The organism is Shewanella sp. WE21, from assembly GCF_002966515.1.
Lineage (GTDB): Bacteria > Pseudomonadota > Gammaproteobacteria > Enterobacterales > Shewanellaceae > Shewanella > Shewanella oncorhynchi.
The window spans coordinates 5,206,199-5,221,142 of the sequence record NZ_CP023019.1; the positions used below are offsets into that span (position 1 = coordinate 5,206,199).

The 14,944-nt window shown below is 44.9% G+C and carries 12 protein-coding genes and 3 tRNA genes; 4 read left to right on the forward strand and 11 right to left on the reverse strand.

The features are described from left to right. Nucleotides 1-188: 188 nt before the first annotated feature. From hupB to CKQ84_RS23490, 8 genes are all read right to left on the reverse strand, one after another. Nucleotides 189-461 (reverse strand): nucleoid-associated protein HU-beta, encoded by a 273-nt coding sequence (hupB, locus tag CKQ84_RS23455; protein ID WP_006081127.1) that lies wholly within the window; start codon nt 459-461, stop codon nt 189-191. 259 nt (nt 462-720) lie between these two features. Next, nucleotides 721-3,078, reverse strand: coding sequence for an endopeptidase La (gene lon, locus CKQ84_RS23460; RefSeq protein WP_105252934.1), 2,358 nt, complete (start codon nt 3,076-3,078; stop codon nt 721-723). 132 nt (nt 3,079-3,210) lie between these two features. Further along, nucleotides 3,211-4,491: an ATP-dependent protease ATP-binding subunit ClpX gene (gene clpX, locus CKQ84_RS23465; RefSeq protein WP_028760467.1), complete on the reverse strand. Its 1,281-nt coding sequence runs from the start codon at nt 4,489-4,491 to the stop codon at nt 3,211-3,213. Between the two features lie 84 nt (nt 4,492-4,575). After that, complete coding sequence (clpP, locus tag CKQ84_RS23470; RefSeq protein WP_063883148.1) at nt 4,576-5,184, reverse strand: ATP-dependent Clp endopeptidase proteolytic subunit ClpP; 609 nt, start codon at nt 5,182-5,184, stop codon at nt 4,576-4,578. Nucleotides 5,185-5,273: 89 nt separating this feature from the next. Next, complete coding sequence (tig, locus tag CKQ84_RS23475; RefSeq protein WP_105252935.1) at nt 5,274-6,578, reverse strand: trigger factor; 1,305 nt, start codon at nt 6,576-6,578, stop codon at nt 5,274-5,276. 261 nt (nt 6,579-6,839) lie between these two features. Beyond that, nucleotides 6,840-6,915: transfer RNA gene (locus CKQ84_RS23480), tRNA-His, on the reverse strand. A gap of 9 nt (nt 6,916-6,924) precedes the next feature. Continuing rightward, a tRNA-Arg gene (locus CKQ84_RS23485) sits at nt 6,925-7,001 on the reverse strand. 117 nt (nt 7,002-7,118) lie between these two features. Further along, nucleotides 7,119-7,195 (reverse strand) — tRNA-Pro (locus tag CKQ84_RS23490). Between the two features lie 364 nt (nt 7,196-7,559). Here CKQ84_RS23490 and folD point away from each other — a divergent pair. After that, entirely contained in the window at nt 7,560-8,414 is an 855-nt protein-coding gene (gene folD, locus CKQ84_RS23495; RefSeq protein WP_014610292.1) for a bifunctional methylenetetrahydrofolate dehydrogenase/methenyltetrahydrofolate cyclohydrolase FolD, read from the forward strand. A 106-nt stretch (nt 8,415-8,520) separates the two neighbouring features. Here the strand turns inward: folD and cysS are convergent, their stop codons facing one another. Further along, the gene (gene cysS / locus CKQ84_RS23500; RefSeq protein ID WP_105252936.1) at nt 8,521-9,900 is read right to left on the reverse strand and encodes a cysteine--tRNA ligase; all 1,380 of its coding nucleotides are present in this window, start codon (nt 9,898-9,900) and stop codon (nt 8,521-8,523) included. Nucleotides 9,901-10,040: 140 nt separating this feature from the next. Between cysS and CKQ84_RS23505 the strand changes: the two genes are divergently transcribed. After that, on the forward strand, nt 10,041-10,535 hold the full coding sequence (locus CKQ84_RS23505) for a peptidylprolyl isomerase (RefSeq protein WP_105252937.1): 495 nt from the start codon (nt 10,041-10,043) through the stop codon (nt 10,533-10,535). Nucleotides 10,536-10,543: 8 nt separating this feature from the next. Then, the gene (locus CKQ84_RS23510) at nt 10,544-11,269 is read left to right on the forward strand and encodes a UDP-2,3-diacylglucosamine diphosphatase (protein WP_105252938.1); all 726 of its coding nucleotides are present in this window, start codon (nt 10,544-10,546) and stop codon (nt 11,267-11,269) included. A 167-nt stretch (nt 11,270-11,436) separates the two neighbouring features. Here the strand turns inward: CKQ84_RS23510 and miaE are convergent, their stop codons facing one another. After that, a complete protein-coding gene (gene miaE, locus CKQ84_RS23515) occupies nt 11,437-12,207 on the reverse strand; it encodes a tRNA isopentenyl-2-thiomethyl-A-37 hydroxylase MiaE (protein ID WP_105252939.1) in 771 nt (256 codons plus the stop codon). Between the two features lie 283 nt (nt 12,208-12,490). Between miaE and CKQ84_RS23520 the strand changes: the two genes are divergently transcribed. Then, the gene (locus tag CKQ84_RS23520; protein ID WP_105252940.1) at nt 12,491-13,087 is read left to right on the forward strand and encodes a Yip1 family protein; all 597 of its coding nucleotides are present in this window, start codon (nt 12,491-12,493) and stop codon (nt 13,085-13,087) included. 180 nt (nt 13,088-13,267) lie between these two features. Here the strand turns inward: CKQ84_RS23520 and glnS are convergent, their stop codons facing one another. Next, nucleotides 13,268-14,938: a glutamine--tRNA ligase gene (gene glnS / locus CKQ84_RS23525; RefSeq protein WP_105252941.1), complete on the reverse strand. Its 1,671-nt coding sequence runs from the start codon at nt 14,936-14,938 to the stop codon at nt 13,268-13,270. Nucleotides 14,939-14,944: the final 6 nt, after the last annotated feature.

Genomic DNA, 14,944 nt, shown 5'->3' on the forward strand with positions numbered 1-14,944 from the left:
GCGCATCAGGTTGAGATGCGCCTTTCTGTAATTTATGGGGAATATTCAGACGCTACCACTGGTAAATTCTAAAACCCCGAGTAATGGTAGAAGTTAAGCTTCATATTCCATTACTTTCAATTCGTAAAAAGCACTGATAAACAGTGCTTGTCATTACGAACGCCTTACAAAGGCTACGATATTAATTATTAATTAACAGCGTCTTTCAGTGCTTTACCAGCTTTGAATGCAGGAATTTTAGCTGCTGCGATTTTGATTTCTTCACCCGTTTGTGGGTTGCGACCAGTACGCTCAGCGCGTTCACGCACTTCAAAAGTACCAAAACCAACAAGAGAAATTTTATCACCTTCTTTCAGACCTTCGGTCACAGCAGCGATAAAAGAATCCAGTGCTCGGCCAGCAGCGGCTTTAGAAATGTCAGCACCAGATGCGATTTTCTCGATTAGTTCAGATTTGTTCATGTCATCCCCTTGAATGTAATTTTTTTGCGCCGCAACCAAATCCGTCTCTAGAGCGGTCTGCGGAGGCTTTTATAACAAGCTTGAATTCAAAGTTCAAGCTGAGTTCGAAAACCAAAGAATTAAAACTGGATACAGCTCAAAGCCAGTTGCGCCAAGGGCTTGGAGCAGCTGGCTCTCCACAGACCTAGGCTACCACAGGTCTGCGCTTTGTTAAGCCCCTTTTTTCATTTTTTTTAACGTGATAGCGCAATTTCTTGCGTTATGCCAAGTTTTTAACCACTTCGAAGCCTTCCACTGGTCTTTCTAGGGCCAGTTTTAACACTTCATCGACCCAACGCACGGGACGAATTTCTAAATCGGCAATCACATTGGCAGGGATTTCTTCCAAATCACGCTCATTTTCTTTTGGAATAAGCACCAATTTTATGCCGCCGCGGTGTGCTGCTAGCAGTTTTTCTTTCAAACCACCGATAGGTAACACTTCACCACGTAAGGTTATTTCACCTGTCATGGCCACATCGGCACGCACTGGGTTACCCGTTAAGCTTGATACTAACGCGGTACACATTGCCGCACCTGCAGATGGACCATCTTTGGGTGTCGCACCTTCTGGCACATGCACGTGGATATCACGCTTCTCGTAGAAATCCGCATTGATACCTAATTGTTCCGCACGGGCGCGAACAACTGTCATCGCTGCTTGAATCGACTCTTGCATCACGTCGCCAAGGGAACCGGTATAGGTTAACTTCCCTTTACCAGGCACTGAAGTTGCTTCAATCGTCAGTAAGTCACCGCCCACTTGAGTCCAAGCTAAGCCAGTCACTTGACCGATTTGGTTCTTAGACTCGGCTTTGCCGTAATCAAAGCGCTGCACGCCAAGGAAAGACTTAAGATTCTCTTGGTTGACAGTCACAGACTTGACAGACTTATCGAGCAAAATCATTTTCACGACTTTACGGCAAATCTTAGACAATTCACGCTCGAGTGAACGCACACCCGCTTCACGGGTGTAATAACGGATAATGCCAACGATTGCACTATCATCTACTTTAATTTCAGTGGCTTTTAAACCATTGCGCTCAATTTGCTTATTCAGCAAATGTTGCTTAGCAATATTCAGCTTCTCGTCTTCGGTGTAACCCGACAAACGAATGACTTCCATACGGTCAAGTAGTGGCCCAGGAATATCCATAGAGTTTGACGTTGCAACAAACATCACATCGGATAGGTCGTAATCGACTTCGAGGTAATGATCGTTAAAGGTCGCATTTTGCTCAGGATCTAACACTTCTAATAAAGCAGAAGCCGGATCGCCGCGCATATCAGAACTCATCTTGTCGATTTCATCGAGCAAGAATAACGGGTTTTTCACGCCGACTTTAGCCATCTTTTGAATGACTTTACCCGGCATAGACCCAATGTAAGTACGGCGGTGACCACGGATTTCCGCTTCATCACGCACGCCACCGAGGGCAACACGCACATACTTACGACCGGTCGCCTTAGCGATCGATTGACCTAGCGAGGTTTTACCCACACCTGGTGGCCCCACTAAACACAGGATTGGCCCTTTAAGCTGACGCACTCGGCTTTGGACTGCCAAATATTCCAAGATACGTTCTTTGACTTTTTCAAGACCAAAATGATCGGTATCGAGTACTTCTTGGGCTTTGGCTAAATCACGTTTGATTTTAGAGCGTTGGCTCCAAGGCACAGCCGTCATCCAATCGACATAACTGCGAACCACCGTCGCTTCAGCCGACATTGGTGACATCATGCGTAACTTGTTAAGCTCGGCGAGGGCTTTCTCTTTCGCCTCAGCGGGCATATTAGCCTCTTCAATCTTACGATTTAAGGCTTCAAATTCGTCATGGCCTTCATCTAAGTCACCCAGTTCTTTCTGGATGGCTTTCATCTGTTCGTTCAGATAGTACTCACGCTGACTCTTTTCCATCTGTTTTTTAACGCGAGTCCGGATACGTTTCTCAACCTGTAATAGGTCGATCTCCGATTCCATCATCGCCATTAAATATTCCAGACGTTCGCCGACGTTGACCATCTCAAGCACAGATTGCTTATCTTCAAGCTTAAGTGGCATGTGTGCGGCCATAGTATCGGCCAGACGCGCCGCTTCATCGATACCCGATAAAGAGGTCAAGACTTCTGGCGGGATCTTTTTGTTCAGCTTGATATAACCTTCAAACTGACCAATAGCACTGCGCACTAACACTTCTTCTTCTTTGTCTTCCAGCGGTTCTGATTCCAGATACTCAGCCTTAGCCACAAAAAATTCTGTTTCTTGGGTATAACGGGTAATACGGGCGCGACGACCGCCTTCAACCAGCACTTTGACTGTACCGTCTGGCAGCTTAAGTAACTGTAAAATAGAGGCAACCGTACCCACTTCGAAGATGTCATCTTTTGATGGTTCATCGAGCTCGGCATCACGCTGCGCCACTAAAATAATTTGCTTATCCTGCGCCATTGCCGTTTCGAGACATCGAATAGATTTTTCTCGTCCGACAAATAACGGAATTACCATATGGGGATAGACCACCACATCTCGCAGTGGCAGCACGGGGAGTTCGATATGCGCTTCACGCTCTTGGGTCATAGTTCGATTCCGTTTTGGTGAAATGGATTAATACTGGAGTATATTGGGACGCTTTATGGAGTTTCAATGGCTAATACGAAAAAAGGAGTCCATTGGACTCCTTGTTTTTCAGTTTATTAGCGATCAGTACAATTATTGTTCGCCTGATGCCACTTGGGCCTCATTGTGCTCGTAAATCAAGATTGGGGCAGATTCCCCTTTCACGACTGATTCATCCACAACGGCCTTCACCACACCGTCAACGGATGGAATATCGTACATGGTATCCAGCAGAATACTTTCAACGATGGAGCGTAGGCCACGGGCACCAGTCTTGCGAGACATGGCTTTGTGAGCAATCGCTTTAAGCGCATCTTCGCGGAACTCAAGCTCAACCCCTTCCATCTCAAATAACGCACTGTATTGCTTAGTTAGGGCATTTTTAGGTTGAGATAGAATTTGTACTAAAGCTTCTTCATCCAGCTCAGTCAGAGTCGCAACCACTGGTAGACGACCGATAAACTCAGGGATTAAACCGTATTTGACTAAATCGCCAGGTTCTACTTGCGATAACGTTTCAGAGATCGTCGCCTTCTCTTTCTCGCCTTTCACCTGTGCACCAAAACCGATACCCGAGCCAACGTGCGCACGTTGCTCAATCACTTTCTCAAGCCCTGCAAACGCACCACCACAGATAAACAGGATCTTAGAAGTATCGACTTGTAAGAATTCTTGCTGTGGATGCTTACGGCCACCTTGTGGCGGAACCGCGGCAACAGTACCTTCAATCAGCTTAAGCAGCGCTTGCTGTACACCCTCACCCGATACGTCACGGGTGATTGATGGATTGTCTGACTTACGGCTAATTTTATCGATTTCATCGATATAAACGATACCACGCTGCGCTTTCTCAACATCGTAGTCGCACTTTTGAAGCAACTTTTGAATGATGTTTTCAACGTCTTCACCCACATAACCCGCTTCAGTCAGCGTAGTAGCATCTGCCATGGTGAAAGGCACATTGAGTGAGCGCGCAAGGGTTTCAGCCAGTAGGGTTTTACCGCTACCCGTTGGACCGATAAGCAAAATATTACTCTTGCCCAGCTCGATGCCATCTTTAGGCGATGCATTTTTTAAACGCTTATAGTGGTTATACACTGCCACAGAAAGCACTTTTTTCGCTCTGTCTTGGCCAATAACATAATCGTCTAAATGTGCACGCAACTCATGTGGTGTCGGTAATTTATCGCTATCACGCTTTGGAGAGATTTCTTTAATCTCTTCACGAATGATGTCGTTACATAACTCAACACATTCGTCGCATACATACACTGATGGGCCAGCAATGAGTTTTCTGACTTCATGCTGGCTCTTTCCGCAAAAAGAGCAGTACAGCAATTTACCGCTGTCACCATTATTTTTGTTGTCGCCCATTAATTACCTCATTTGCAGTCTGCTCTACTGCCTGTCTTAAATTTGCTTAACTTTTACAAAGCATAGCTCAGTCAAAAGCAAAAATCAGCCGCGTTTCGTCATCACAGAGTCAACTAAGCCATATTCGACGGCTTGAGTTGCACTCATGAAGTTGTCACGATCAGTATCGCGTTCAATCACTTCGAGCGGTTGACCTGTGTGTTCAGCGAGCATTAGGTTAAGCTTATTTTTAATGCCTAAGATTTCTTTGGCATGAATAGCAATATCTGATGCTTGACCTTGGAAACCACCCAGCGGTTGATGGATCATCACGCGAGAGTTTGGTAAACAGTGACGCTTACCCTTCTCACCACCGGCTAACAAGAAAGCGCCCATACTAGCGGCTTGGCCGATACAGACAGTGCTAACATTCGGTTTGATAAACTGCATGGTATCATAAATCGCCATGCCTGCGGTGACAGAGCCACCAGGAGAGTTAATGTATAAAAAGATATCTTTATCTGGGCTTTCTGATTCTAAGAATAATAGTTGCGCCACGATAAGGTTTGCCATGTGTTCTTCAACTTGACCTACCAAAAAGATAATCCGCTCTTTCAACAAACGAGAATAAATATCGTATGAGCGTTCACCCTTAGCAGTCTGTTCGATCACCATAGGCACTAAAGCACTTTGTATGTCTGACGCATTATGCATTATTCACTTCCCTAAATAAAAATGGCTCGCATGAGGAGCCTCATACGAGCCATTATAAATGGCGAACAGCTAATCAAGTCAAGCTTAGCTTATGCGCGACCGGTAGCCTTGTTCATAAATTCTTCAAAAGCGACTTGTTTTTCGGTCACTTTGGCAGATTTCAACAGTGCTTCAACCGCTTGCTCTTCTAAAGCAACGTTGCGCATGTTTTGCATCAGCTCTTTGTTGCTGTTGTAATAAGCAACTACTTCACTTGGATCTTCGTAGGCTGAAGCCATAGAAGCGATCAAGCCTTGTACACGTTCATCTTCCGCTTTCAGTTCGTTAGTCTTGATGACTTCGCCTAATAGCAGACCGATTTTAACGCGACGAGCAGCTTGTTCAGTGAACAATTCCGCTGGCAGTTCAGGCATGTTAGCAGTTTGACCACCAAAGCGTTGCATGGCTTGTTGACGCAGTACGTTAACTTCGCCATCGATCAGTGCTTTTGGCAGAGTGATGTCGTTGTTCGCTAACAGACCGTTGATCACTTGCTCTTTCACGTTAGCTTTTAACGCTTGCTCAAGTTCACGGTTCATGTTTTTACGGATTTCAGTTTTAAGGGCTTCTAAGCCACCTTCGCTGATACCAAACAGAGCAGCAAACTCATCGTTTACTTCTGGCAGGTTAGCCGCTTGCACTTCTGTCAGCGTAATCGCGAACTTAGCCGCTTTACCTTTCAGGTTTTCAGCGTGATATTCTTCAGGGAAGTTCACGTCGATAACAAATTCTTCGCCCGCTTTGTGACCTAAGATACCTGCTTCAAAACCAGGGATCATACGGCCGCTACCTAATTGCAGTTCGAAATCATCAGCTTTGCCGCCTTCAAATTCTTCACCGTCAACTGAGCCAACAAAGTTCATTTTCACTTTGTCGCCATCAGCAGCTTCACGCTCAACAGCAGCGAAAGTCGCGTGTTGTTTACGTAAGGTTTCAATCATAGTGTCAACGTCAGCGTCAGTCACTTCAGCTTTTGGCTGTTCTACTTCGATTGCATCTAAGCCTTTCAGCTCAACTTCTGGATAGATTTCAAAGGTAGCGATAAATTCGAATTTTTCGCCATCAGTAGAACCAGGAACAAAAGTCGGTGCACCCGCTGGGTTTAACTTCTCAGCAATAATTGCTTCGATGAAGTTACGTTGCATCACTTCACCCATGATGTCTTGACGAATCGCTGCGCCGTAACGTTTGTTTATAACAGTAACAGGCACTTTACCAGGACGGAAACCTGGGATACGAGCACGCTTAGCTTCACGTTGTAAACTGTCTTTAACCAGCTTTTCAATTTGTTCAGCAGGAACAGAAATGGTCAGGCGACGCTCTAGGCCTTGGGTTGCTTCAACAGAAACTTGCATTGTTTTACCTCGAAATTTGTCTAACGTCCTTTGTAATAGCCGATTCATCAACTATTCAGGTATTCGTTTCTTGATCATTAAATTTGACTACAATGCCCACCACAACTGGCTTTAGGCACAGGTCGCTCATAGTTGATATCTATCAAGACGCGACATTATAGCCACCGTTTTCTGCAGAGTCGAGCCTCAACAGCCGAATCTGGGGTATAAAAAAAGCGACACAAGGTCGCTTTTTTTAATTTGTACTCAAAGTACTAAAAATGGGGTGACTGATGGGGCTCGAACCCACGACAACCGGAATCACAATCCGGGACTCTACCAACTGAGCTACAATCACCACTGAAACTGGTACGCCCGGCAGGATTCGAACCTGCGACCACCCGCTTAGAAGGCGGGTGCTCTATCCAACTGAGCTACGGGCGCATGGTTTACAGAATTTTCTGTATCCTAACCGATTTGGAAAGCATTTATGCTAACCCTATCACTCGCCTATTTGAGTCCAAATTATCTTTGAATTCATTGAAGCAAACGATAATAAAGTGGTCGGTGATAGAGGATTCGAACCTCTGACCCTCTGGTCCCAAACCAGATGCGCTACCGGACTGCGCTAATCACCGAAGGTCTTACATTTTACTTGGTATCAACTCAGAGGGTTTCCTCTGGTCCACTCTCATCCAAAATCTGGATGCACTATCGGACTGCGCTAATCACCCAAGGTCTTACATCACAGTTTCAGCGCAAGATGAACACATCTGCCTGAGAACGGAGCGCATCTTATCCCCTCACTTTACACCCGTCAACGATTTTTTTATCGTTCGACTCTAGGTGCTGAATTATCAGGCTAATCTGGTTTTTTTTATCCACTTGGCAACGGCTTTAACCATGACACAGTAGCTGTGCCCTGTTAAAATAGCCACGATTGCCAATCTCTGTGTTAACTACTGTTTTCACCATCGCCCATATAAAGGATATCCTACACCCATGACAGCCCAAATAATCGACGGCAAGGCGATTGCTCAATCCATCCGCACTAAGCTCAGCGAAAAAGTCACCGCCCGCAAAGAGGCTGGACAACGCGTACCGGGTTTAGCCGTAATATTAGTGGGAGCCGATCCGGCATCACAAGTTTATGTTGGCAGTAAACGTAAGGCTTGCGAAGAAGTTGGATTTATTTCTCGTTCATACGATTTAGAAACAAACTGCACTGAAGATGAATTACTCAACCTGATTGATAGTCTTAATGATGATCCGACAATTGATGGCATCTTAGTGCAACTGCCATTACCCGCACATATCGAAGACTCAAAAGTCATCGAGCGTATCCGCCCAGATAAAGACGTCGATGGATTTCACCCGTACAACGTCGGCCGTTTAGCCCAGCGTATTCCGGTGCTGCGCTCTTGTACCCCAATGGGCATAATGACACTCATCAAATCCACCGGCGTTGATACCTATGGTTTAGATGCTGTTGTGGTTGGCGCATCCAATATTGTCGGCCGCCCAATGACCTTAGAGTTGCTGCTGGCTGGCTGCACCACCACTACTTGCCACCGCTTCACTAAGAATCTCGAACAAAAAATCCGTCAGGCAGATCTCGTAGTCGTTGCAGTGGGTAAACCTGGCTTTATTCCTGGCGAGTGGATCAAGCCCGGCGCTATCGTCATTGACGTAGGCATTAACCGTTTAGATAACGGCACCTTAGTCGGCGATGTGCAATATGACATTGCAGCGCAAAATGCCAGCTTTATCACTCCAGTCCCCGGCGGTGTTGGCCCGATGACAATTGCAAGCCTATTAGAAAACACCTTATATGCCGCCGAGCAGTATCATGACTAGGTTCTAGGTTCTAGGTTCTAGGTTCTAGCAAGCATAAAAAAACCTGCATGATGCAGGTTTTTTATTTACTGAAGATTTTCTTGAATTAAAAATATAGCGAATAAGCTTATTTCTTACGCCAAGTGGTGCCACTTGGACCATCTTCAAGCACAACGCCCAAAATATCTAAACGATTACGCGCCACATCCGCAGCAGCCCAATCCTTTTCGGTACGAGCACGGTTACGCTCAACGATTAAGGCTTCGATTTCAGCCACTTCATCGTCACTACCGCCACCTTGAAAGAAGGCCTCTGGCTCTTGGCTTAATAGACCTAACACATCCGCTAATTGCTTCAAGGTGACTGCTAACGCAGATGCCTGTGCCATATCGGTCAGTTTTAAACGATTGATCTCACGCACCATATCAAATAGCACTGAGTAGGCTTCAGGTGTATTAAAGTCATCATCCATCGCCGCTTTAAACTTGGCAATAAACTCTTCTGCAGGCGCCGCAACGACAGTCAAGTCGACATCTTTAATAGCGGTATACAAACGCTCTAAGGCTGAACGCGCTTGTTTCAAGTTATCTTCTGAATAGTTCAGTTGGCTACGATAATGGCCAGACAATAAAAAATAACGCACAGTTTCAGCATCATAATGACCAAGTACATCGCGAATGGTGAAGAAGTTGCCTAAGGACTTAGACATCTTTTCACGGTCAACCATCACCATGCCAGTGTGCATCCAATAGTTGACGTATGGCGTGTCATGGGCACAGCAAGACTGGGCGATTTCATTCTCATGATGTGGGAACTGTAAGTCAGAGCCGCCGCCATGAATATCAAAATGCAGACCTAAATGTTTGCTGTTCATGGCCGAACATTCGATATGCCAGCCAGGACGACCCGGTCCCCATGGGGATTCCCACGTTGGTTCGCCAGGTTTCGACATTTTCCACAACACAAAATCCATTGGATTTTGCTTGGTTTCGTCCACTTCAACCCGAGCACCGGCTTGCAGTTGATCTAAATTCTGGCCCGATAAACGGCCATAATCAGGATATGAGGCCACGCTGAAAAGCACATCACCATCGCTCGCCACATAGGCATGGCCACGGGCGAGTAATAACTCAACCATGTCGATGATTTCAGCAATATGAAGGGTCGCGCGCGGTTCAAAATCGGGACGCAACATATTTAAGGCATCGAAGTCTTGGTGCATTTCACCAATAAGACGCTCGGTTAAGGCTTCACAGCTTTCGTTATTCTCGTTAGCGCGCTTGATGATTTTGTCATCAACATCAGTAATATTGCGCTGAAAATTCACTTCATAACCCGCGTAACGCAGGTAGCGCACTATCATGTCGAAAGAAACAAAAGTACGGCCATGACCAATATGACAGAGATCGTATATGGTCACACCACACACGTACATCCCAATTTTCCCGGGATTAATTGGCTTAAATTCCTGTTTTTGGCGGGTAATACTGTTGTAAATCTTCAACATCGATATTCTCTTCAATGATACATTCAGGTGTAAAATCAAGGAGTCAGTCTATCACGGCCTGACAGGTTTTGAATACTGCACTTTGCGCGCAATCCGAGATAAGTTAGAATCGCGCCACTATTTACACAGAGTATGAAAACATGATCACATTACACACTAATTTGGGCGACATTAAACTGCAACTGAACGCTGAAAAAGCACCGTTAACAGTAGCAAACTTCATGAAATATGTTGACGAAGGTTTCTTCGACGGCACTATCTTCCACCGTGTGATTGACGGTTTTATGATCCAAGGTGGTGGCTTCAACGAAGACATGAGCCAAAAGCGTTGTAACGAGCCAGTGAAGAACGAAGCCAATAACGGTTTATCAAACCGTACTGGTACTGTCGCTATGGCGCGTACTTCAGATCCACATTCAGCTACTGCGCAGTTCTTCATTAACGTGAACGATAACACTTTCCTCGATTTTAAATCAGAAACCTCACAGGGCTGGGGCTACTGCGTATTCGGCGAAATCGTTGAAGGCATGGATGTTATCGAAAAAATCAAAGCCGTTAGCACTGGTAACCGTGGTATGCATCAAGATGTGCCATTAGAAGCCATTGTGATTGAAAAAGTCAGCGTCGCGGCATAATACGGCGAATGCGAACTCTATTTATAGGCGATCTACACCTGAGTGCAGATCGCCTTGATATCACCCAAGCGTTCACTCGCTTTCTCGACACTGAACTCGATGATGCCGACGCCCTTTATATCCTAGGCGATTTGTTTGAAGTCTGGGTTGGTGATGATATTGCCTTGCCTTTTGCCCTCGACATCGCCGAAAAACTCAAGCAAGTATCACAAAAGTTGCCAGTGTATTTTATCCATGGCAACCGTGACTTCATGCTAGGCAAACAATTTGCGCGCGCCGCAGGCATGCAAATTTTACCCGAAGTCACTCGCCTCAATTTATACGGTGTCGACACTGTAATTTTGCACGGCGACAGCTTATGTACTTTAGATAAGGCCTACCAACGCTTTCGAAAACTGCGCAGTTTATCGCTGTCTCGTTGGCTGTACGGTTGTTTATCCAAGAAAACCCGTCAGGGCATTGCTGATAAAATTCGCAGCAAGAGCAAGAACAGCAATAAGCAAAAAAGCTACACTATCATGGATGTAGAGCCCAATGCGGTCGATGTGTTATTTGCCAAGACACACACTAAGCATATGATCCACGGTCATACCCACAGACCAGCCATTCATCAACTTGCTAATGGCTGTAAGCGTATAGTGGTTGGCGATTGGTATGAACAAGGCAGTGTGCTCAGTGTGAGCGCTGAAGGGATTAATTTACAGTCCTTACCCTTCGACCCGATGATGACCTAAAGGCATTGGCTTAAGTAGGCCTCATTTAGCGTTACTTAAGCTTAAATAGCTTAAATCTTTAGCTTTAATAGCTTGAAAATACTGTGATTAACGGTTTTTTAGAACCGTTAATCGTTTCAGCTATATGGACTTAACTCTACTCGTTTGGGGAAGCAAAGCCGTTCAAATTAATTTAATAGAGGCGACCCACTGTGGAAACGAAACTCATCATCCTGCGCCAAAATCAACTCCGCTTCTAACTCGCCAAAGTACTTCACTCGCTCACTAATATCCTCAGGTGAAACCAACTGAGCTAACGCAAGATAATCTTGATAATGTCGCGCTTCAGAGCGCAGCAGTGACACATAAAACTTACTCAGCTCACCGTCTAAATAAGGCGCGAGTTTAGCGAAGCGCTCGCACGAGCGAGCCTCAATATATGCCCCTACAATCAACTTATCCCGCAAAATATCTTTCTCATGGGTTGTCACATGACTCATCATCCCCTTGGCATAACGACCCGCGCGAATATTGCGGTAATCAATACTGCGCTTGTGCATTAAATCCAATACTTGTTCAAAATGATGAAACTCTTCTTTAATCAAGCGGATTAAAGGTGAAACTAAATTCGCAGCAAACTTAAAGTTGGGCTTAGGTATAAGGTCAGTTACCAACTCATTCTTTTTCACATCACGGGCTAAAAAACTTTCCACATCATGTTCTTGCGAATAAATAAACTCTTCATAAGGTTTAGCCCACGCCAACAGAGCTCGACCACAGTCTTTATCTAACGCATATTTTCGTAGCAAAAAAATCGCTGTCTGAGCGGCTTTTAACTCACAGTTACAATGGTCGATCAGCAACTCATCCAAGGAATCTGATTTTATCGCGACATCAATCCAAGTTTGCGGTGTTTCACAGTGAAGAAATGCGTGGATGGGGGCAAGAAGTTGCAGCATGGACTCACTCAATATCATTCTGAATATCGCGCTATTTTACGCATATTTACTCATAAGCTATAGCATTAGGCTTAAGTAAACTTGACGCGCTGAACTTTTTGTTCAATAAATAATCTACACTCTAAAGAACTGAGATCCTGATCACACAGCCTCTCACTTCTCTATGTGTAACCAATCGATGGATAAAGAGACAGGACACCATTTTAACCTCGATTGTAGAGCTGTTATCAGCTCGTCTGACGTTTGGCGAGCCATTCATCAATGCTGAACAAGGATAATTATAATGATACTGAATCACTTAATGGGGCTATACACTCATCCAAAACAAGAGTGGCAAACAATTGAAAAAAACCATGAGGCACTGAAAAGTAGCTTAAGCCATGTAGTTCTTATCGCCTTAATTCCGGCGGTGTGCAGCTATATAGCTACGGCTTACATTGGCTGGAATCCTGGCGCTGGCGATCCTATTTACCTTACACCACAAAGTGCCCTGTTTATGTCCGCAGGCATGTATTTAGGCCTAATTGCAGGCGTATTCGCCCTTGCCTATTTAGCCTATTGGATGGCAAAAACCTTCGATGCTAACCCAACTTACACCCAAGCATTAGAGCTCGCGTCCTACACTGCAACCCCGTTGTTTATGGTTGGTTTAGCCGCATTATATCCAGTGCTATGGTTTATCATGATAGTGGGGTTGATTGGTTTAGCCTACTCAGTGTATTTACTGTACGCGGGGGTCCCTATCATTATGAATATCCCCGAAGAGAAAGGTTTTATCTACGCCAGCTCTATGGTGACTGCTGGCTTAGTACTCTTGGTGGGGCTAATGGCAACTAGTGTCATTTTATGGAGCTTAGGCTTTGGTCCTATGTACCAATAACCACTTTAATTCATCACAAATTTAATCAACAGCAACTCAAGCTCTGCATAGCAATTGAATTTTTAGCAGAAAATAAAAAAGAAGGCTGTCAAGGCCTTCTTTTTTGAGTTGAATTAACGCTCTGAGCGAGTTAGCAGATCTGTTTGACTCATTCAGTCAAACAGATCCACTTAAGCAAAATCACTCGAAAGAATCACGCAGCGCTACGGTTAAGTTAAACACTAAATTATCCGGCGATGAATCTTTACTGTCAGCGCAGAAATAGCCTTCACGCTCAAACTGATAGGCTTGTTCCGCAGGTGCATTCACTAAGCTTGCTTCTGCAAAACCTTGTACAACGATCAATGATTCAGGGTTCAACACCTCATCCACAGTCTCTGCCGCAGCAGGATTAGGATCGGTAAATAAACGCTGATAGAGACGGAATTCAGCAGGCTTGGCTGTAGATGCCTCAACCCAATGGATCACGCCTTTAACTTTACGGCCATCAGCAGGGTTTTTACCTAAAGTTTCAGGATCATAAGTACAGTAAACCGTCATGATATTACCTTCGCTGTCTTTGTCACAACGTTCAGCTTTAATCACATAAGCATTACGTAAACGCACTTCTTTACCTGTAACTAAGCGTTTGTATTGTTTGTTGGCTTCTTCTTTAAAGTCAGCCACATCAATCAATATTTCTCGGCCAAAGGCTAATTCACGCGTCCCCATGCTCTCATCATTTGGATGAGCGGCCGCTTGAATGTACTCAAGTTCACCTTCAGCATAGTTTTCAATGATGACTTTCAATGGACGCAATACGGCCATCGCACGCGGTGCATGTTCGTTCAATTCTTCACGAATACACGCATCTAACATGCCGACTTCAATCATATTCTCTTGCTTAGTCACGCCGATACGTTGACAGAACTCGCGAATTGACGCCGGTGTATAACCACGGCGACGTAAGCCTGCAATCGTTGGCATACGTGGGTCATCCCAACCTGACACGAGTTTACGGGTCACAAGGTCATTCAGTTTACGTTTAGACATCAAGGTATATTCGAGATTTAAGCGTGAAAACTCGTATTGACGAGTACGATTCGGCGCTTGAAAGTCGTTCAAATTATCCAACACCCAATCGTATAAACGACGGTTGTCTTGGAACTCTAATGTACATAAAGAGTGGGTAATATGTTCTAACGCATCAGAAATACAGTGCGTGAAGTCGTACATTGGGTAAATGCACCACTTGTCACCTGTTTGATGATGATGGGCAAAACGAATACGGTAGATGATAGGATCGCGCATACACATGAATGGCGATGCCATATCAATTTTGGCACGCAATGCGCACTCGCCTTCTTTAAAACCACCGTCGCGCATCTTAGCGAATAAGGCGAGGTTTTCTTCGACTGATGTGTCGCGGAAAGGACTGTTTTTACCTGGCTCTTTTAACGTACCACGGTATTCACGGGTTTCATCTGCATTCAAAAAACACACATAAGCCAAACCTTTATTAATCAGTTCAACCGCATATTGATGTAACTGATCAAAATAGTTTGATGAATAGCGAACATCGCCATCCCACTGGAATCCAAGCCAACGCACATCTGCCTGAATAGAATTCACATAATCAATGTCTTCTTTTTCAGGATTAGTATCGTCAAAACGTAAATTACACAGACCGTTATAGTCTCGCGCTATCCCAAAATTTAAGCAGATAGATTTAGCATGACCAATATGAAGATAGCCATTCGGTTCCGGCGGGAAACGAGTCTGTACACTCGTGTGCTTACCGCTTTGTAAATCTTCATCTATGATATTACGAATAAAGTTACTCGGACGTACTTCAGTGTCCACATGACTCATGGAATT